This is a genomic window from Sphingomonas sp. P2_B6 (genome assembly GCF_056404755.1).
Map to the genome: position 1 here is coordinate 55700 of NZ_JBFUDK010000018.1, position 20733 is coordinate 76432.

9 protein-coding genes are annotated in these 20733 nt (G+C 61.0%); 5 read left to right on the forward strand and 4 right to left on the reverse strand.

What is annotated here, in order from left to right; genetic code table 11:
* Window position 1: 1 nt before the first annotated feature.
* The 5 genes from AC1DX5_RS20550 to AC1DX5_RS20570 all read left to right on the forward strand — a co-directional run bounded on the left by AC1DX5_RS20550 (window position 2) and on the right by AC1DX5_RS20570 (window position 7220).
* Window positions 2-3595: a hypothetical protein gene (locus AC1DX5_RS20550; protein WP_478017160.1), complete on the forward strand. Its 3594-nt coding sequence runs from the start codon at window positions 2-4 to the stop codon at window positions 3593-3595.
* Window positions 3588-4202 carry a hypothetical protein gene (locus AC1DX5_RS20555; RefSeq protein WP_478017162.1) on the forward strand — a complete coding sequence of 205 codons (615 nt, stop codon included), beginning with the start codon at window positions 3588-3590 and terminating at the stop codon, window positions 4200-4202. The genes AC1DX5_RS20550 and AC1DX5_RS20555 overlap by 8 nt, the downstream gene beginning before the upstream one ends.
* The gene (locus tag AC1DX5_RS20560) at window positions 4199-5026 is read left to right on the forward strand and encodes a hypothetical protein (protein WP_478017164.1); all 828 of its coding nucleotides are present in this window, start codon (window positions 4199-4201) and stop codon (window positions 5024-5026) included. Before AC1DX5_RS20555 ends, AC1DX5_RS20560 begins: the two co-directional genes overlap by 4 nt.
* Window positions 5023-6570, forward strand: coding sequence for a sigma-54-dependent transcriptional regulator (locus tag AC1DX5_RS20565; protein WP_478017166.1), 1548 nt, complete (start codon window positions 5023-5025; stop codon window positions 6568-6570). Before AC1DX5_RS20560 ends, AC1DX5_RS20565 begins: the two co-directional genes overlap by 4 nt.
* A 179-nt stretch (window positions 6571-6749) precedes the next feature.
* A complete protein-coding gene (locus tag AC1DX5_RS20570; RefSeq protein ID WP_478017168.1) occupies window positions 6750-7220 on the forward strand; it encodes a hypothetical protein in 471 nt (156 codons plus the stop codon).
* Between the two features lie 221 nt (window positions 7221-7441).
* On the opposite strand, the gene AC1DX5_RS20575 is transcribed toward AC1DX5_RS20570, so the two are convergent.
* The 4 genes from AC1DX5_RS20575 to AC1DX5_RS20590 form a co-directional block, all read right to left on the reverse strand.
* On the reverse strand, window positions 7442-8068 hold the full coding sequence (locus AC1DX5_RS20575; RefSeq protein ID WP_478017170.1) for a papain-like cysteine protease family protein: 627 nt from the start codon (window positions 8066-8068) through the stop codon (window positions 7442-7444).
* A gap of 82 nt (window positions 8069-8150) precedes the next feature.
* Window positions 8151-12650: a hypothetical protein gene (locus AC1DX5_RS20580; protein ID WP_478017172.1), complete on the reverse strand. Its 4500-nt coding sequence runs from the start codon at window positions 12648-12650 to the stop codon at window positions 8151-8153.
* Window positions 12643-19467: a hypothetical protein gene (locus tag AC1DX5_RS20585; RefSeq protein WP_478017174.1), complete on the reverse strand. Its 6825-nt coding sequence runs from the start codon at window positions 19465-19467 to the stop codon at window positions 12643-12645. The genes AC1DX5_RS20580 and AC1DX5_RS20585 overlap by 8 nt, the downstream gene beginning before the upstream one ends.
* A gap of 815 nt (window positions 19468-20282) precedes the next feature.
* Window positions 20283-20612 (reverse strand): putative quinol monooxygenase, encoded by a 330-nt coding sequence (locus AC1DX5_RS20590; protein WP_478017175.1) that lies wholly within the window; start codon window positions 20610-20612, stop codon window positions 20283-20285.
* Window positions 20613-20733 lie beyond the last annotated feature (121 nt).

The window sequence follows — 20733 nt, forward strand, 5'->3', positions numbered from 1 at the left end:
CATGGTCTGTGGAACAGCGCGCCCGCCGGAATGGTTCGACGCGATCCGTGCGATGCGCGAACGCGACTATCTCTCGCCGCAATCGGTCTATCGCTTCAATGCCGAATTCCAGCTGAGCTGGCTCGGCGATGCTCTTGACCTGATAGATGGCAAGCACGCCGTCGAGGCCGTGCCGGCGCTGTTCGACAAAGCGACGCGATCGTTTCGATGGATCTCTGTCGAACGCGATATCTGGAAGGGTGGCGACGACGCGAACGACTTTATGCGCCGTGCCCTGACGGCGCTCGTACAGGGGCACGGCAATGGAAGCCTCGCAGATCTGCTCGCCGCCCTGCCGGACAATCCCGAGATCGCCCGGGCAAAATCAGTTCTGGGTGACGCCATATCGCACCTCCCGAAAGGGACAGCGACGATGCCGGGCGACTGGACGCCGCCGGGCGGATGGGAGTCGCTCAGGCGCGCGCTGCTCGCGATCTATTCGGGCTATCCGCACGACCCGCGCAGTAACATTGAAGGGGTTTATTACGACCATCTCGAAAGCAATGGCGGCGATCCTGCCCATGGCCCGCTGCGCGGCGAGATGGTTCGCCCGGGGGACGACGCGGCTCCGCCTTTCCTTTGGCTCAAGCTCCTCGAACCACAGGAAAATGAGTGCGCAGAGGGGAAGCGCACCAACCGCTTTGTTTCGCTTACAAATGCCCGCGACAAGCGTGACAGCCCGCCGGATGCACAGACCCAAAAGGAACGGTCGGCTGATGAGGAACTGGCGATAGACGCCTTCCTCAAGCCACTGTTGATGGACGTCGCCAGGTTTTCGAAGCGTATCGACGCGCGACGTCATATCGCCATTGCACCGGTGTCCGACATCTGGGTCGGCGACCAGGGTTTCGGCGGGCTGCAAGCCGTCTTCCTGCTCTTCTTCGAAACCAGCGACGCGCGAGAAAGTTGGCTCAAGGAACACTATCATCAGCTTGCGAGCGGTTTCGCGCGGCTTGCGTCACAGATCGCCGCAGCACGCGAGACCACGTGCCTCGTCCAGCCGATCCATCAAGCCCATAGCCTGATTTCGCACTTCCTTACGGTGCTGCCGCACATCCAGGATTGGGAGGAGGCGGTGGTCTTTGCCGGCGAGCACCCTGTTGCACGATTCCAACGCAAGGCCGAACGAGGCGTGCGAACGGAATGGATCGAGGATTCCATCGGGCTCGATCACCTGGATGGACCGCTTTTTCCGCTGAGCGACAGTCCGATCCAGAGCGCCGCTGGACGCCACTTCATGTGGTGGACCGCGGGTCAGAATAGTACGATCGACCTGTGGTCTGATGCGTTTATCCCGGGGCTGATGGCCGACGAAGTTGAAGCGTTCGGCGAGATTTCCATACGCTACGAATTCCCGCGCGCCGTAAGCATCCCGCAAGCGGAGGCGGGGCGCGCCTTCGTCCGCGAAGCCTATTTGCGCCAGCAACTTGATCTGATGCGTCTGCTTGCGCAGAAAGTGCGCGCGAGACGGTCGTCCCTGCGCAGCGCCGTGGCCGCCATCATGGGCCGAAACATGTCGCACAACCTGGGCTCGCATGTCCTGGCCCGCGTCGCCGGCGCCGCGCCTCGTCCCGGCGACACTGCTGAGCACCTGTCGCGCGCAACGAATGACCTGTTGGCCTATCTGCAGCGGCGGATGGATTTCCTTGCCGAAATTGCGACCTCAGATCAGACATTTTGGTCGCAGCCGCTCTCGCTCGCCGCCCAGTTATCAAGGTTGAATCTGGCGGGCCAGATCAAGGCGCTGGCATTGGGGAGTGACGGCCGCCCTCCTCTGCTCTCGACCATCTCTGGCAAGGAGAATCTGCCGTCTTCAGTGGAATATCAAGGCGACCCCGCGATGGTCTTTTCGTGTCCGGGGGGCGAGGTCGGTGCGCATGCACTATATATCATTCTAGAAAATATCATTCGGAACAGCGCACGCCACGGCGCCGGCCGGTCCCGCGACAAGCTGCAACTCGACGTCAAGGCAACCGTCTCGTCCGACGACCCCGACCTTCTCCAGATCAGGATCGTCGATCCCAGAACGCGGCTTGAGCGGGACGGCCGGCTTGTCGATTCACATCGCGAGGACAAGGACGTTCCGCTGCCGGTTCGGATCAATGGAATAATCGATGACGCGCCAATCCTCGACTCGACAGGAGCACCCATGGCGGGCTTCTGGGGAATCCGCGAGATGCAGATCTGTGCCCATTATCTTCGCGGCAAGCGCCTTTCGGAACTGGAGCTCAAAGAGCCGGGTCCCGCCGTACTCCGCGCCGGCACGCACACCCTCGATAATGGCAGTCATTGCCTCAAATATGAGTTCTACCTTCAACGCCCCAAGATCGCGCTGATCGTACGTCCGGGGCACAGCAATCGGGAGCCGGCGGGTCTGGGCATCGCGGCGATTGAGGTTGACGAGGAACCCGATTGGGGGCGAATCGCCGAGGCCGCCCGCGGATACAGTTTTCTGATCGTCGACACCAACCTCAAAGCGACAGCAGCGATCAACCAGTGGGGCGCGCAACTGCCGGTGCGCACTCTACAACTCGCCCCCGATGCGATCGCGGCCTTTCTGGCAAAGGCCATCGAAGGCAGGGCCTGGATAGAAGACCTGCACCGTGCGGTAGCGCTTGGCTATCGCGATCAGCACCCGGTGTGGCAAGGCCGACCAATAGTCGGGATCGCTGGTTCGGACTGCGATGCGCTGCCGCTGTCGGGCGTCGACGGACCGATCTTGTTCACGCGCCTCGCTGACCCGTACATGACCGATACCTTGAAATTCCCTTATCCGCTCGATCGTGAGTTCCTTCCTGCTCCGCATTTGGGTAGCGATCATCTGGCCGCGATCTGGCTCGATCATGCCGGTGAAGAGAAGTTCAGCCCCGCCCTGGGAATCGACAAGGCGGCCCAATTCGACAACGCCGGGATGCCGGAGCGGCCTTACTGGATCAGCGCCGAAGCGGCGAACGGTATGTGTGTCCATTCTGCCGCGCTTCATGAAGCAGCACGGGACGGGAGTGGATGGGAATTGCTCGCTGCCTCCCTGGCGCGCGTCGCGATATTGGACGAGCGCGTTCAATCCCAGGCTGGCATTCTCGCCAGAAATGGCGCGCCGCATGATATTGTCTGGAAGCGCTCGGGCATCTGCATACCGGACAAGCGGCTCGCCGATCTCGATTTCCCCGACCTTGAGGAATGCCGATCCTTCCTTATCAACCCACCTGCGGGCGTAACCCCCGGTCCTATTGACTGTCTGGTTCTTCATCTCTCGACGCTGGAAGCATTGAGCGCGCAGGTGAACGGTGGCCTGGTCGAAGCGGCCGAAGCGCTTGTTGACAACACCCGGGCCGCCAGGGCGGAAATCTTCATCGTGACGGGACGCGGCGTCCCCAGCGTCGCGATGACATCCGAGCGCGCCTCGACGCCGAAATTTCGCTATCTGCCGGTTTCGGCGCTGCTTGAGAATCTCGTGTCCAACCCGAGCAAGCTCGGGCTGATGCGGACCCTGTGGAGCGCCGCGCAACCGGGCGTACGCGGCGCGCGCGCCGCTGCGGTAACCTGCGATGGCTAACCCGATCGTGGCCTTTTTCGACCCGGACAAACGGCCCACGCACATGGTGCGCGCGTTGCCGCTTGGCTGGACGTTGGATGACCGGCTGGTGGATCCCTTGGTCGAAGCCGAACACTGCCAGTTGCTGCTGCTCGACGATCGCTCGCCCGTTCCCTCCGGCCTTCTCCACTCAAACCGGGTCCCGGCAGCGACCCTTGGCGTGATCTGGCACCTGAACTCGCTGGTAAACACCGCTCCTGAGCAAGACCCCAACCTCCAGATTCTGGGCCGCGCCAAAATCATCACGGGTTTTCACCATGTCGACCCGGACGATACATTCAAAGCCCTGTCCGAGTTGATCGCCGGCAAGGCAAAGGCCAGCCAATTGTGCGCAGACTGGAACGCGCAGGCAGAGCACGAGGCGCTCACCGAAATGGCAATGCTGTGCCAGCAAAAGCTCCTTGATCCCGACGCGGTGATCGAGGCGGAATGCCGCACGCTGCTGTCCTCGTCGCCACACCGGCTACACCGCAAGCTCGAACGCTGGTTGGAGTATCCCTCCCCTGTCTGGCAGCGCGAGATCGAAGATCTCGTATTTGTCGTTAACCGGCTGGAAAATGCGCGATGAACTCGCCACCCGGCATTAGCATCGCCTGGCCCGCTATGGAGAAGATCATTTTGCGGGCGCTCCGCGACGCGGGCGTGACGGTGGAGAACCTGATCCTGGTCGAGCGCGATCATGATCCTGAGGTCGGGCATGCCGTGCTTGCCGGCGTACGGCATGCTCGCGACCGGCTGCTGCAGTATCGGCTTCTGGGTGCTCAACCTGCAGCCATTCTGGTCATCGGCTGGTCCACACCGGATGAAACCGACGACGAAGCCTTGCTCGCCGTGCGCGCATGGCCCGGACTCGTATTCTTGACCTATGGGTTCTCACGCGACGATCTCGAGCGCGCAGCGCGAAGCGCGCTCATCGGACGGGCGGCGCCGCTCCCGCATCTTGGGGTATCAACGCAAAATGAGGCTATTATCCAGTTTGGGCGCATCGCCCATTGGCTTGCTGGACGGGAGAGCACGCTTGGCATGCTTCGGGAACATATCGCCCAGGCGCTCAACGACGGAAGCGTGCTCCCTGACGGATATCTCGAGGCCAACGCGTTCATCACGCCGCAGCGGCGATATATGATCGACTACGCAGTGCAACTTGGCGCCAGCGTCGCGCGCGCCGGCACCCAGCGCGCGACACTTGATCGTTTCGAGCGGGGGATGTTCGATCTTGAGGCCCGTGCCGAGATGCTGAACACGGCGCGGCGGGCCTGTCGCCAGTCGGGGGTCAGTGGCCAGCCGCGCCTGCTCGCCATGATGGACGCCGTCAGGGGCGAGCTCGCCGGGCTGCACCGTGCCGCTCTCGATATGCAGGCGGCACTCCAACCCGCGAGGCAATTGTCATGACGAAGATCCTGGTCGTCGATGATGACGAAGACATCGTCACGCTCCTGGAGACGGTCCTTCCGAACGGCACTTTCACATTGCACCTGGAGCCGAATCCCGACCTGGCGCTCCGGACGATTGATCGGTTTCTCCCCGATCTTGTGCTCCTCGACCTCGAAATGCCGAGTCGTATCTATGTCGGCGTCGGGCGAACGGCGGGCGGGCTGCTGCTGACCGAGATCAAGCGCGCCCACCCTGATTTGCCAGTGCTGATCTGGTCCACCCGCCTCGCGCGGCAAGATGTGGAGTTTGAGCAATTCGACGTCCAGCCCGATGCGATGATCTTCAAGCCGTCGCCCGCGGAGCCACAATGGGGGGCGGACTTCATGGCCACGACGAATGAGGTGATGGAGGACAGCAAACGTCGGTCCAGGCCCAATCTGGACCTGCCCTTCGTGGTAGGATCGACACCACGCATGATGGAGATCGCCCGGCGCATCCCCGCTGCGGTCCGCGCCGGCGGCCCGGTCCTGCTGCTCGGTGACTCTGGAACGGGCAAGGAGCTCGTTGCTCAGGCGATCTATCAGGAGCGCACGCGGCATTTTCCAGGCACCAGGTTGGTCGTGATCAACGCTGGCAATCTGACCGAAACCCTGGGTGTGGCGGAGCTTCTTGGTCATGAACGCGGTGCCTTTACCGGCGCGACCACTCAGAATCCCGGGCTGTTGCGCGAAGCAAATGGCGGCACCTTGTTCATTGACGAGGTAGCCGACCTCAACGCCGCAGCGCAGACGGCGCTGCTGCGCGTGATTGAACAGGGAACGTTTCGCCCACTGGGCTCGGGACATGACACACACGTCAATTTGTTCGTGATCGCGGCCACCTGCAAAGATCTGACAGCAGAAATAGAAGCTCGCCGATTTCGCGCCGACCTCGAATACCGGCTGAGAAATACCACGCTCACGCTCCCGCCACTGCGCGAGCGGCTCGGTGATCTTCCGGCGCTGTTCGAGCGCTTTGTCAATGAGGCGAACGAAAAACAGGGAAGGCACGTCCGCCCGATGTTGCGTGACGAAACGCGCCGCAAACTCGAAGGCTATTCGTGGCCCGGCAACATCCGCGAGTTGCAGAACGCCATTCGCGCCGCCGTCTCGCGCAACCGCGGCATGATCCTGATGCCAAACGATATCGAACTGCCTGAAGACGCAGCGACGCAGTCCGATGCCACATCGCCTTCACACATAACGCCGAACGCGGTGCCTGCGCTGGAGGCAGGTGTAAGTGCGCGCCTATCTGCGCTGTACGCAGCGCCGATCGAACGACGTTATGCACTGCTCAAGCGGGACGAGGATCCAAAGGAATTGCTGACGGCGCTTGCGCGCCATGTCGCTGCGCAGCACGGCCGGCGCCCCGACCACAAGCAGCTCGCTCAATTGTTGCACCCGACGGGCTCAACGGCTGCAATGCAGAAAACGATCGACGACAAGATACGCAAGTTCGTCAGCGTGCATATTACATTGACCGATCCCGCAATCTATTCCCCGGGCGCGTCCGTACAATTGTGAGCCTGTGAGATAATATTTTGTGCCGGCATTTCTGTTTCTCACAAAATCACAGGTGAGCGAATTCACGTTTCCCCATAATATTAATCTTTTCAATTACTTAAAATTACTCCAATCGATCGCCTGATCATGGCACGAACCTTGCTGAATGATGAAGGCAACATTCAGATTGGAGAAAGGAAATGGTTGCCGACTATATCCTCCTCGTTCCCGCGCTGGCGACGACAGGGGGCACCGCGACCGCAGCGTATCTGTGGCAGCGCACCCGCGACCGCGAGCTCCGCAAGGACCTGACGTCCCGCCTCGACGCGATCCTCAACGACGCACGGCGCCAGACGCTCGACGTGATTGGCACCCGCAATGTGGACGCACTCGTCTTCGACCATGACGCGCGCGACGAAGCCCTGGTAGCATTTCTCGAACTGCAGAAAATTGCGAGCTCGGTTACCGACAATCCGCGCCTGTGGGACAAGGCACTTGCCCATGACGACCATGAGCGAGTTCGTTTGGCACTCGAGCGCGCGCGTCCGCTGCTCCAGATGATCCGCTGCACGGTGGTGCCGCTGAATCGCCGGGTGTGGAATGGGCACCGTGCCAAGGCGTTCGACGCCCTCATCAAGGCGCTCCGCATCAAATTCGAGACGCCGCAATAACGACTTGCAAGACCCGTCCCGGAAGGTGGCGTCAGCCACCTTCCGGGACGGCCGATTTTCGGCGGCTGATCAGTATCGCAGATCAACGGAGTGGGGCATTGCCGCCGGCGATCAAGGGCGCTGCGCCGCGAAGGCGCCGCACCGATGACGTCTGCCAAGGTCAACTCGTTCGGCTGCGAAACGGTTGAGCACGGCAGGTCTGGCGACCGAGCATTTCTATCTCACGGATAGTGAATGATCTGCGGATTGAGGTTCGCCCCCGCGCCCAGATCCTGCTGTGCGATCGTCTGGAGTTCGGTTGCAAACGCGGTCACCGAGCTTTGATACCGACGTCCGCCATCGGGATCGATAATGTCGAGCCTGGACCCATCCATGGTGCCGTCACCCGAAATGCCGGCGACAATACGAATGTGGCGATAGACCCTGTTCGGAGAGGAAATCGCGGTCCCGACCCAAAGGGGCCCGTGCGCAAGCAGGCTGCGATACCCTTGCGCATTATAGTTCTGCGGCACTTCAACCGAAAGGTTCAGCGCTCGCGCCAGCTCGGCGATCTCCGGCCCCAGAATGCCGGTGTTGTTATTGAACGCGATGACGAAATTGGGTCCAGCTGCCTTGGCTGCCGCGAATTCGCTGGTCGGCAGGTTGGTCTTCCACTGGATGAGCATCGCTGCGGCGGCCGCCCAACAGCTCATCGTCTTGCTTTGCGCCACGACGGGGACGTTATAGGAAATGGCAAACCCGGCTGGCGAAGTGGCAATGGCGGTTCGAGCCTGACATGCCGCGCTCAACAAGACGCCGAGTGCAAGGGTGAGCACTGCGGCCCGTCGATAAACCCATATCAGTGGCATTTTCGGCCTCCTCTACCTTCGTCGTTGCCTCAATCTGAGCAGCTTTGCCGCGTGTTCGAATACGTCCGCACCGTCAGGTCATTCAGGGCGGCGGCTTGTGCGTCGCCTGTTGGAAGTCCACGATCTGGCCATAAACGATGCGCTTGTGCTCGTTGCCCTGCTCGTCCCGGTAAACCTCATATTCCTCAATGAGCACACCCAGCCAATTGTCGCTGAAGTAGCGATCCTTCGGCATCTTGAACTCGGCGACCGTCCATCCATCGGCGTTCGGCTTCAGACCTTCGAGTTTCGCGATCTTTCCACCACTGACCTGAGCGATCCAACGCGGCCGTTCATGACCGTTATCGACGCGCACGAGCGCGGTGACATCGAGCACTGAATGATATTTTGATCGCGGATCGACCTGCCCGGAGAGTTGGAGCGAGAACCGTTGCCCTTCGGACCTTCGTCTGAACTTGATCTTGCCGACGCGGCGCGGAAACAATTGAATGGTGGTGCCAACCGGGAGGGACAGTTCGAGCCCCTTGACGGAATGTTCCTGATATCGCGCCAGACCCAGTTGCACGAACGGCATATAGGCCTCTTCGACGCCGCTCGTCGGAGCGATCTCGATTTCGCTGTAATAGGTGCCGGTTTTAGGGTCGAGGATGAGTTTGAAGGGAAGCGCGGTCGCGGAAATGGGCTTTGCCGTGCTGGTGCTTCCGTCAACAGGATCGGCTCCTGGCAAGAGCCGGAGCGCATTGACGGGTGGTCCAACCGAACCCTGGAACCGCGCTGGCGAGATGTTGCGTTGTGGCACCGGTGAATAGTGCAGCGGATCGCGGCCCCACCGGGTCAGACAGGAGGCAAAGGGTTTGAGGGTCTCTTCCGCATAGTCGCAAATGTCCGGATCGCCCGAGGGAAAGACGAGAGCGAGCTTTTCATCTTCGCCGCTCGTAAATCCGTCGCGTCCGATTTCCACTCGGTAGCTTATGTCGCGGGAGAACGTATATTCCTGTTCACCCTGTTCGCCCGTTTGATGATAAGTGAACCAGGGCGTGACGCGCTTGATATCGAAGGCGCTCGGTCGGTAGGTGCACGGTATCCAGATTTGCTGCCACGCGGTGGACGCGCGCTCACAGTCGCCGGCCTCGCCAGGCACATTCCCCGTTGGATTCTTGACATCATAATATTCGGCGAATCGCGATACTGCCATCAAACGGGTTCGAAGCGAACGGGCACGCCCATCGCGGAAGCTGAACGCCAGGTTGCGCGGCTTCTTCATGTTGTCCAGAACGAGAGAAACTTCATCCTCGCTCACGCTATTGGGGCGGTTGATGTCACTTTCGAGCTTGGTAAGCGAAAACAAGCGCCCCGACTGCGCCGCCGGTTGTTCAATCCAGCTATTGGTCTTGCGATCCCATGTGACCATCTGGGGTTCGAAATCATGCCAGGTCGCATCCAGTCCCAGCGCGCCGGTCGACGGAGCGTCGAGCCCGACACTGCCCGTAAAGAAACAGGTGGCGCCGCCGGGCTGGCTCCATTCCGAGAAGGGTGCGCCCGCACTCGAATTCGTATCGATGATCTCTTGCCATGAAGGGTTGGTCGGCGACGACTTTCCTTCGGGCGCGACCGTCACGAGCACAGGGACCAGTTGGATCGAGCGGGCCGGGATGAGCGGTTTCTGGACCGCGTGAACGAGACGCAGGACCGATTTGCCCTGAAGATCGTCGATCCGGCCTGCGGTCAACGCCTTGGCCAGCTTTGTGCTTGCCTTCGGTATGTCCGCCAAATGGTTCATGCCCCATGCCGCCATCAACGGGGCCGACAGCAAATGACCCGCAAGCGCCGCGGCGGGATCGAAATCGCTATCGAGCGCGATGTCGACGATGGTGGCAGGCGCGAGCGCGATGGCGATCTTGTTGAGCGAATAGCCGTTGGGTTGGTCAGGCGAGACCTTGTCATTGACGTCGATCCAGGCACGTCTCGGGTCCGTCGTCTTGCCGGGCTTCAACTCGAGCATGACCGGGCGCGCGCTGACGGCCGGCTCGGTCGCCTTGCGGTAGCTCGCCGGTTTCGTCATGGGCGAAAGCGTCGCGCCGCTGGCGGGAACATTCGCCGTGAAGCGCGCCCAGACCCCTTGGCAGTAGCTATCCGGATAATAGGGGTCTGCCTGCACATCGTCGGGATCCGCGAACTGCGCCACCGGCCCTCGACTGTTCTTGGCCTTGGGATCGTTTTTAGGGTCCGTCGAATCGACCTTGCCGTCGACCGCCCGTGGAAAGTCGCCGGACGCGGTTCTGGTCAGGCCCACTCTCTGGAACGCGCCTTCGGGTTCGTCATCATCCTTGCTGCCAAACATGTCCTGCTGCTCGGCGCGGTCGAAGGCGATCCGGGCCGGATACAGATAACGCTGCGCGCGATTGCCGTCCTCCTGACGGATGACCAGGGTCGTCAGGTTCTCGCCCTTCAGCCTCTCGATATGGCGTGTCGTAACGAGCTCGGATTGGTCTGGCAGGAGGATAACCGGCGGCGGGATGCGCTCGCACCTTACGTAACGAAAGGCACCGCCGTCTTTGGCGCCGAGCACATGCCTTGTCGCTGTCGCGCTGGCAGGTTTGGGCCTCGTCGCGTTGGCATGCGCCGTGACTGAGTCGGCGATCGTCGGGCCACATCCGTTTAGAAAACATGCGCTGACGCCGACGACATATGCACGACCTTCGCGAAGCGGCAGCAACCCGATACCGGGTGCAGGCTGTGGCAGGTCATAGGTGATATCGACAGGAAGGTCGGTCGCGGCATCCGCCACGAGTTCGTTGGCAGCGGCGGCGTTATGGCTAGGCACGCCGAGGCTGTCACCGGTCCAGACGAACAGTTCCTGGAACAGCAGCGATTGGCCATTCTGCTCGGAAGCGATGGTTTTGACATGACCGTGTTCCCGTTCGGCATCCAGGGAGGTTCGCACGAAGGTATCATCGATCGTCGCGCCATAAGTAATCTTGCGGGCAACAAGCGAACGCCATCGGTCGGAGGGAATGTTGAGCGCGTCGTTGTTCCTGAGCGCTATGCCCATCATCGGACGGTACCCGTTGACGAGATCGCCTGCGAACAGGAGTTTCGTGGCCGTTGCGCGCTGCAGATCGTCGTCGCGCTGCTTCGCCGCATGCGCGTCCTCGACACAGTCGCGATCCAGCAGCGCGATGCCGCGGCCACCTATTTCCGGCTGTTCGTCGTCGAACGGCGTCGACGCTAACGACGCCTCGTGCTGCCGCGCGCTGAAGGCCGTGTGGCGCATGAACGACGGCATCGGGTCGACCACCTCCAGCGCATAGCGAGGACTCCCGGGGCTATGTTTCGAAGGCGCCCCCAGATCGAGCATACCGCGGATGAATTTGCGATCTGATTCCGGGGCCAACCCCAGTTCCGCAGGGTCGGCGGGACCAAAATAGCCAGGCGGTCCGTCTTGGATCGCCGGAAGATCGACATAAGCGGTCCATGTCGTCCCGAGGTCGGTCGCGGCAGAGCCAAAACTGGCCGAAACCGCGACGGCCCGCGGATTGCCGAGTCGCTTGAGCGCACCTGCCCATTCCGTCCTAGGAATCTGGATGTCGAACGACATTCCGAGATATTTGGCGACCGTCGGATAGTTCAGAATCGCCGTGAGCTTGCGGCGAACATCGCGCGACGGATCGGGGGCATCCTCGCTGGCCTTCGCCGTCGTTGTTGGCGCGTTGAGCACGAGCGCGAGACTCTCCACCCGGCTGGCAATGAGTTCGAACGGATCCTCCGGTCTTGTCGCCTTGACCGCGGCATCAAGCCCTGGATCGAACCGGTTCATCACCTGTTCCGCGCAGTGCATCGCGTCGAGTTCAGCGTGCGAGTTGGCGTCGTGCCAGAACAGCCGGTCGGCCCCTTCCGGCACGAAGCTGGCGAGTCTGCTGCAGAAATCGCGCCTCCGCTGCGAAGCGAGTTCGGACTCACGCACTTTCGCGAGCGCCCCGCGCGCCGGAACCGGCAATGCCCAGGCTTCGTGCTCGGTGATCGGCGCATCAAGTGACTTTGGCGGCGCGACACGACTGGCGACGGCCGCGCCGTGAGGGCCGGTCAGGGCATCGATGCACCTGACCAGAGACCTGGCGCGCGTTTCGATCAGCGCCTGGCAAAGGGTGGCGCTATCCAGGCGCGGGGCGAGCCTGGCACTGGCCGCTTGTTGTGTTGTGACTGGGTCGGGTGGCTCGGGCTTCGCGAGTTCATCCCAAAGCTGCGCAACCTCGATCGCGGAGAAGGTCTGCTGCCAGAGACGCATCGCACCGTTCGCGGCTGAACCGCTGAAGCCCAAGGGCGCATACTGCCCGACCGTTACGGTGTTGTTTTTGATCGTCGTGACGGTATCGACGGTAGCAAGGTCGATGCGGAATTTGCCGTTGGCGATCGCCGCGACTGCATCCGGCCAGGCCTCAAGCGCGATTGGTGCGAGCGACGACGCACCGCCCGCCGGGTCGGGGCGAAATGGCGTTACCCTGAGGTTTAGCCGAAGCACATTCTTGTCGCCGCCATTTGGAATGACGACGATCGCTGGCTGGACCGGATACGAACTAATCACGGAGAAGCTCCAGAGAGACGTAGCGGCGATATCGCGTCCATGCGTGAGATTTGCTGGGCACGATGCTTTCATGCTTGTGCTGCGCGGGCGGTACTCCCACGGCGCGGAGCGCCTCGTCGGCAAAATACGTCACGCGCTGGAAGCCGGCCTCGAGCATCGCTATTGCAGTTGCAGGTCGGGGAGGGTCACGATGCGTCGGTCCGGCAAAATGCCGATGCGCGACAACCTTATACTTGAAGGTGCAGAACGACACCTTGAATTTGAACTCGAGTATGGCCTCGCCGTCGAGACTACCCGTCGCGTTGTCGTGCGTGAGGAAAATTCCGATATAGATCGAGATAGAGAAGCACGCGATATTGCCCTCGCCGACCGCCTGGACGAAAGACGATATCTTGTCGCCCATGAATTCGATGCCGGCGCAAATCCGCCCCTGGCCCTGGAGCGGGCCAAAATTGATCGGCGCGACCGCGCCGAACATCAGGGAAATTCCGATGTCGAAGTGCCGGCCGGTGCCGACATTGCCCGGATGGGAAATGACACTGACCCAGCCGCCGCCGCCATAAGGCGGATAGCTGATCAGGAATGGCCGTGCGGCGCTCGCGAACAGGAAGCCGAACTCGGGCGACTCACCGCCGAACGGTAGCTCAGCATAGACATCGAGCGCGACGTTGCTGACGATGAGCGGACCGACATTGACCTGATCGCGCGAGAAACCGTAGCCGACACGAATCCTGTCAAGTTGCGGTAGGGCATAGAGGCCATTGCCGGAGGACCCGAGGAGCTCCTGGAGTTGTTGCAGGAATGTCAGTGCGGGACCGAGTTCGACATTCTTGAAACTGGCACTGAACGTCGGGCTCGCACCATTCAACGACGCAAAACTCGCGCCGTCGAAGTGCAGCGTGAAGAAAGTCCCGCTCCCATCGATGGCAAGGCTGAACGGTTCGAGTTTGCCGGTGATACTGGCCGTGCGCTGGCCGCTCAGAAAATCGAAGTCGATGGACGACGCGATCGTCAGGTTGGTGTCCGCGGGAACGTCCATCTTGAAGGCCAGGAGGCCGGCATCGACGTCCCCGATTTTAGTGTTCCAGTCATATCGGGTCTGAATCTTTGTCGGGACGAACTGTTTGATGAGATCGCGCAACTCCTCCTCGAGTTGTTTCATCAGGTTGCGGATGGTGTCGCCAACGAGTTCGCTAAACTTTCCTTTGAGAATTGCGTCGACGAAGGCACCTAGTCCGCTGACGGCGCGCAGAAGCGGGATTCGTTGGCCCTTCCAGGCCTTTTGCAAGGCGCCGGTCGCAGCAACGAGCGAAGCGAAATCAGGGGCATTTTCGATTGCTTTGAGGCGTTTGATGTCGGCCTGCACATCGGCAACGATTGTGTTGAAGTCGGCAAATCCAGCTAGCAGATACGCGACCACTGGTTGCCTGTTACCCAGTTGCTGCACCGTCAGAAGCGGTTGCAGTCCGGTCTCGTGCAGCACACGAAGCGAGCCTGCCGCGCCCTTGATCAATTTGGTCGCGACATCTTCGATTTTGCCCCGGGCGTCGTCTGCCAATGCCACCGTTTCGACGATCAAACCGGCAAAACGTCGGTCGGGGTCGGCTAGCAGGATCGCCTGCTCGGTCAGGTCGATCAGCAGATCAGGCGTGGCATTGACGAGTGCGGTGCGGATCGCTGTTCCTTGCACGATCAACGCTGCGTAGCTGGCTTGAAGGTCCGTTTTGAAGTCGTCGACAGCTATATCGTTCAACAGGCGATCTTTCGCCTTGGCAACCGTGTCGTGCCAGATCCCTGGCTGGCCCGCGTTACCGGCGAGGGTGACGCCGGCAACGAGGTTTTTGGCGAGGCTGATGATTTGTCCGAGGTGGACAGCGACAGCGGTTTTGAAGTCCCCGGGCGAAGTGTTCGTCAATCGGTCGAGCGCGCGAATTTGCAACACGACGCCACGCATCGCACGGATCATTCGGCCTCGCTCGGCTATACAATCGGCGAGCGATTTCGCGAACGCCGTCGTTGCAGCGCACGTATCGGCCGATGTCATCTGGCTGAGCCTGGCGCGGGCGGTGCCAAGCCGTTGCGCCGCCGCGAGTGCGGCCGCGACCGCCCCGCCAAAATCGGTCTTTATCGTATTGAATTGCTGGACGACGGGCGCTGGTACGCTCGCGGGAAGCTGTACCTGGGCGATTTCCGTTCCGATCTGCGCGATCCAGGTCTCGATCATGGGCTGGCTTGCCAGGACCTGATCGCCAATCGCCTTGACGACGCCGAGCACGCCATCGACGACATTCATGCACCAACTGGTCGTCCGGTTGCTGGCGACTACCGCCAACCGCTCCAGCGCATCCGCTCCGTCAAGCGCCGTCTGCAAGGCTTTGAGCGCCAGGTCGACGACGACGTCGAGCGCTTTCTGCTCAAGCGCCCGGACAACGGGAAGCACCTCTGCGATCTTGCGTGTCAGGGCGGCAACGACCGTCGTCATCAGCGCACTGGTCACAGCGGCGGCGAAGCGATCCAGTGCGATTTGCGGGTCATCTGCGCGGAACCACGCCCGGTGGAGCCGCATCTCCGCATCCAGCGCGCCGGAAATTGCGAGAAACGTTGCCTGGCCTGAAGCGAGATCGCCCGATATGCGCTGCAGCGTGGCGATCGCCGTGTCGAGATCGGCTGAAGTCGTGACTGCTCGAATCTTGGCCAGCGCCGCGTCCGCCAGTGCCGCCGACAGCGCCTCGATCTGCTCTTCGCGCAGGATATTGGGGGCGCTATCGCGCGGATCGTCAACAAGCACGCCGGCCAGCGAACGTATCGTTTGATGAATCGCGTCTTCGGCGGCATCGTGGAGTTCTGTCCAGTCCAGCAGGATGGTGCCGGACAGTTCGACGAGCAATTGCTCTGCCGTGTCGAGCAACCGGACGATCGGTACGCCGATCTGCTCGAACAATAATGTTTCGCCCAGTCGTGCGCGCGCTTCTGGCTTGGTTGCGAGATCGAGAACCGTCTCGCCGCTGTCCAGCCCCAGCAACAACGCCAGTTGATCGGCGCCAAGGGCGGTCAGCCTTGCGAGCTCCTGACGGACCAGGGCCTGCAATTTAGCTGCGATAGAGTTAGGCAGCTCCCCGATAAGCTTGGCGAAGTCCTCCCAATATCCGATGATCTGGTTGATCAAGTCGTTGACCAGCGGCGGAACGGGATCTCGCGCTATTCGACCGACTTCCGAAAAGAACGGTTTCGCCAGCGCGCTGACGCGAACTGCCGCAGTAGTCGCGTCCGCGAGATCACTGTTCGGCGACGCGACGATAGCAAGTTGTGCGTCGAGGCCCGTCATGAGCGCGACATAAGCCGCATTGAGCTCTGGGTAGAGTTGTTGGAATGTGATGCCGTTATGCAAATTTAATCTGAATTGCTCGACAGCAGCATCGATATTTTTTCTAAGTTTGCCGACCTCCGCTCTGGCCGCTGTTGCCGAGGCCCGGATTGCCTCTGCTCGATCTTTGCCGACACCTTGTTCGACAAGTTCGGACAGTCGCGGCGCGCGGCCGAATTCCTTCGAGAGACTCTGCAGGCCCGACAGGATGTCGATTCCGAAGACTTTGGGGCTGAAGAATTCACTGGGGTCGAACTCACCCCTGGCAGCGCTGCTGAAGTCGAGCGTGGCGTCAGCATCGTTGCGCGGCGCCAGGGTTGTGATCGTGCCACCGCTTTTGCCGCCAACCACGCCGTTTATCCGCGACAATGCCGCAACGAGGGTTTTGGGTTGCGCGACCCCGCCCGTCGCCGGATGACCTTCATCGGCGACGTCGAGCTTGATGATCGGCCACATCACCTCGAGGAAAATTTCAGCCTTGTTGTGCGTCGGGTCGAAGCCGGACGAGACATAGGGCTGGTATAGCCGTGTCTCGATCACGCCCTGTGGCCTGCCCACCAGCCGGTCGATGCTCTGCGCCGAGATCGCAGCGCGGCGTATGCTCGGATAAAATGGCGGCTGGTCCGCCCCATTCATCCGGGCATCCATCACGAAGTTTTCGGAATCGTCACCGTCACTCGAGCGGCCACGCGCGATCAGCAACCAGCTATCGGTATCATAGGCCGTATCGACTGGGGGAAGCTCACCCGGACTTCCCGGCATTGATGGCGCAGTCTCACGGCGCGCAGCATAGGTTCGTCGCGCGCCGCCGAGTCTCGCCACGTTATGGGCGGGCCAAGTCGCTCGCCGACCAGGGTCGCTGGTCGCTATCGTGCCATTATAATATTCGACGATCTTCTTGACGTCATCCTCACCCGTCATCGTCTGGTCGACGAACAGCATGCGGTTGACGAGCGGCGTCACGTCACTGTCGATGATGCACTTCCAGTCGAAATCTACCACCTCGGTCGCGCTGACCTTGATCCGGGGCCAGAACACCGTCTTCGGCTTGAAACCGGGCACCAAGCCGCCTGCGGCGTCGTCGGGCGCGACCAGATCGGGGGTCTTCGTCGTCTGCATGGTCAGTTTGCTGACCGGAAAATCCAGGCCGTCGTCAGGCTGATTGACGGCCGGAAATCGCTTTGAGTCACTCGATGTCGTGATAAACCGACGCCTGACCTCCTTGGCGATCGGCTTGCCTAGCGGACCGCGCAGGAACACCCGCTCGGCAACAATGATGAAGCTTGCCGGGATACCGAACGGGAAAAGATACCCCTTGTGGACCGCGATCACCCTGACATCGCGCCCAAGCCAGGTCTGATACAACAAGCGCTCCAGCGAGAAACTTTTCGGTACGGTATTGTCGCGCGATCGCAACAAGGGGGGCTGCCCGCTCCATTCGACCCGCATGGTGGCGCCAAGCGACGTTAACGTCACATCAGCGGTCTGAAACACGCTCGCGAGCGCTATTCCGGTCTCCGGCGCGCCTTTGGACAGGGCAGTATCGATTTCTTTGAGATAGGTGAAGCCGTCGGGCCGCACGACGCCGCTCCGCGCGACCTTCGTCACGATCAGATTGGGGTCCCCAGGCGCCTTCTCGATCGCTTCCTTTGTCTTTTCGTCCGAAATTCGACGAAAGGCCGGCAATCCATATACGGAGGTCTGACCGATAATCTCCCAATGCTCCTTTGCGGTCAGGGGCGCGTCGGGCTCGTCTGCTGTCGAGAGATCCGCCTCTTTGGGAATCGATCCTGACAGCCCTGGAATTCTGCGTGAGTATAGCGCACGCAGACGCGTCGTCGCGGCAACGCTCGCATTGCCCGCATTTCCGATCCGCATGCCGAAAATGGGTGTCGATCCACCGCTGGGCAGCTCCGAGCGCTCCCAGACCGCTTTCTCCGATGGCGAGAAGACCAGCTTGTCGACCAGCTCGAGCGCCGTTTCCGAAGGCTTGGGCATGACGATCGTTCTGCCAATCGCGGCGAGCGCGGTCGCGACGCTGTCATTCTTGGTTATCCCGGCAGCCTTTATCTGCGCGTCAATGTCGGCGTCGCCGATCACGGAATTCGCGCGCGGGTCGACCTTCATCTCCAATCCGGCCCAATTGGTCAGGTTGTCGATGGTCAGTGGTTGCGATTTCCAGATCGCCAGGCTCGACGGGTTGCGCGGGAAGGTGAATGCGACACGAGAAGGGCCAGAGAGACGCGCCGCGGTCGTCGCGTCCGCATCGATGCAGCCGGGCTGGCCCTGCGGGTCCTGGATTGTCTCTGTCAGATGCTGGGGTGGGAATTCAACGACCATTGACCCGTCGACAAAATAGCCGCCGCTCTTGGTTCGTTCGAGCAGGGGGGCTCCCAGTTCGCCCCAGCTCAGCTCGAACCCTTCGAAAGAGAATTTCAAATCGAGCAGATTTTCCGGCGACCTCACCCTGATGACGGCCTTGTCGAGCTTGGTGACAATTGCCGGGTGATCATCGACGACGATCAGTTCGTCGATCTGGCGTGCGAGCGGTCTCGTCGAGAGCACCATCGGTTGGTCCGGCAGCGCGATTTGGGCTTCGCCGCCGGCCATCGGTAATCGAATCTCCGAGGTCCGCACCAGCGCTTCGAAATGGGCAGGACTATTGGCGGCGAACACAGCGCTGAAGGGTGTCGCGTCTTCGCCACGATACCGAACGGCAACATGCTTGGATCTGATATAGGCCGGGACGCTGCTGATCGTGCCGGCAATCCCGATCCGGTCCCGGTGCAAAGCGGTGAAAGCGCGATTGAATTGTAGTGGGGCACCGTCGAAGTTGCGGCGACGCAGTTCCAGACGAGCAGGGCCGTCAATGAGGAACGCCTCATCCGATCCGGCGGGCGTGTCAAAGAATTCGCCCGACACATTGTTCGCCTTGTCGATGCGAAGCAACGTCAGGTCAGCGCCGCTGCCGCACGACAATGCTCTGCTCGATACCTTCGGCGTGTCGACCTCGAACTGGCTCACCCAATCCATCTGCTCGAAGCCGGTGTGGAACACTGCATTCCGACGAGCGGTCCGCAGCGTCAGCCCGCGACCGTCGCACTGCGCACGACCGTTCAGCGCGACCTTTCCGCTGAAATTGACGGCCAACCCGCCGTCGCTTGATAGCGTCGCGCGTCCGCGTTCGACCGTGAGCGTCCCCTGGCCGGCGCGATAGCGACTTGACAGACTGCCCGACTGTGCGGGCTTTCCGCGCATCCAATCCGCCAAGTCCATTTCGGCGGCAATGCGCAAACCGGGAATGGAGATATTGATTCGCCACGTCCGACGCTGAAACAGCGATATCTCGAAGCTGACCGGGACCGAAGTTCCCGGCATCGTCGCGCGAGCGAGGCGGATCGTATGCCCACCGGCCGTACGCAAAAGGCTGACGGAAGCCTTGCGGCCGAACATCGACTGATCGATGGTCCAGTGTTGCCCGGCATAGGATAGCGAGAAGCCACCGCGGGTCCGGCGGAGCGAAAAGACGACGTTCCGGGGAACGACGGAGTGAGCCGCTACGAGCGAAGAGGCGCCAAGCGAGCCAAGAAACGCTCGGCGACTCAGCTTGGAACAAGTTGGCCAGGCTTCGACCGGCACGGAAGCCAGCCGATCTCGCAAGAACTCTTCGAGCAGACTACGAGTGGACACTAGCCTCCCCCCCCGGTCGGCACAGCTAACGCTGCAGCATTCTGGACAGATGCTTCAGGTAATCACGTATCTCTCGCGATCTCGATCTTCTGACCGAGTCGATTCGCTTGAAAGCGTACGCGCAAATCTGTCCCCGGAATATATAATTTATAAAGCAATAAAGAACCAAAATGGATGGATATTTTTCCAATTCCCGGAGAGTTGCGACGTACATTCCTGGTTCAATTGTCGTCGCAATGTTCACGACGAGCTTGCAAGTCTCGCCTGGCACCCGCCAGAACGCGTCCGCCGGGCGTCCAGATCATCAAACCGGCCGTTGACTGAAGGACAATATTATATCGAGGCAGCGATTTGGGCCATGCTTTGCGCCCTCGCACTGTCGTCGACGGAATCTTTCGCGCCACATCCTTCGATGCTGAGACGATACAGTTTATGCCGGAACCCGGTAGCGCCTGGACGATCCGTCGGCACGTGCCTTAGAGCGCCGGATCGGCAGCGACGTCCCGCCGGGCACTCAAATGGCCGGTCCTGGACACCCTTGACCGCCATGAGCATTGCACGATCAGATTGCGCCCGCTTTACGACCGCTCCGGTCGCCAGGCTCCATCATTGAACAATCCCTGGCCGGCGACCGGCGTTACAACGACGCGCAGCTCCCGCTCTATCAAGAGATCTCTCGCCTTGACGTCGTTGATACATGCCCGCACGTCCGGCCTGTTGATGGCCAGATCATGCGCCTCGTGGCTCTCCCAGATCTGCGTGGCCCAGATCAGGTCCTCGTCAGCGGGGTCCACAGCAAAAATATAGCTGTGGCAGCCTTCCATGTTTTGATATCCCGCGCTCAACACGTCGATAAACTCATCGCGCTTGCCGGGTTTCGCACGAAATCTGATGATCAGGCCGTACATATCGTCTCTCTATCCTGCGTTGCTGGAAGGCTGGAAAATCGGCCGACACGACCGCGCATATCGGCTCGTCCGTCCGGGCTGAGGCACCTGTACAATTCAACAGGTAAACTGACAAGTTTCA

What these genes read in the sequence shown, in the direction of transcription:
- AC1DX5_RS20550 (WP_478017160.1), top strand. Translation starts at nt 2, where the DNA reads ATGGTCTGTGGAACAGCGCGCCCGCCGGAATGGTTCGACGCGATCCGT.
- AC1DX5_RS20555 (WP_478017162.1), top strand. Translation starts at nt 3,588, where the DNA reads ATGGCTAACCCGATCGTGGCCTTTTTCGACCCGGACAAACGGCCCACG.
- AC1DX5_RS20560 (WP_478017164.1), top strand. Translation starts at nt 4,199, where the DNA reads ATGAACTCGCCACCCGGCATTAGCATCGCCTGGCCCGCTATGGAGAAG.
- AC1DX5_RS20565 (WP_478017166.1), top strand. Translation starts at nt 5,023, where the DNA reads ATGACGAAGATCCTGGTCGTCGATGATGACGAAGACATCGTCACGCTC.
- AC1DX5_RS20570 (WP_478017168.1), top strand. Translation starts at nt 6,750, where the DNA reads ATGGTTGCCGACTATATCCTCCTCGTTCCCGCGCTGGCGACGACAGGG.
- AC1DX5_RS20575 (WP_478017170.1), bottom strand. Translation starts at nt 8,068, where the DNA reads ATGCCACTGATATGGGTTTATCGACGGGCCGCAGTGCTCACCCTTGCA.
- AC1DX5_RS20585 (WP_478017174.1), bottom strand. Translation starts at nt 19,467, where the DNA reads ATGTTCGGCCGCAAGGCTTCCGTCAGCCTTTTGCGTACGGCCGGTGGG.
- AC1DX5_RS20590 (WP_478017175.1), bottom strand. Translation starts at nt 20,612, where the DNA reads ATGTACGGCCTGATCATCAGATTTCGTGCGAAACCCGGCAAGCGCGAT.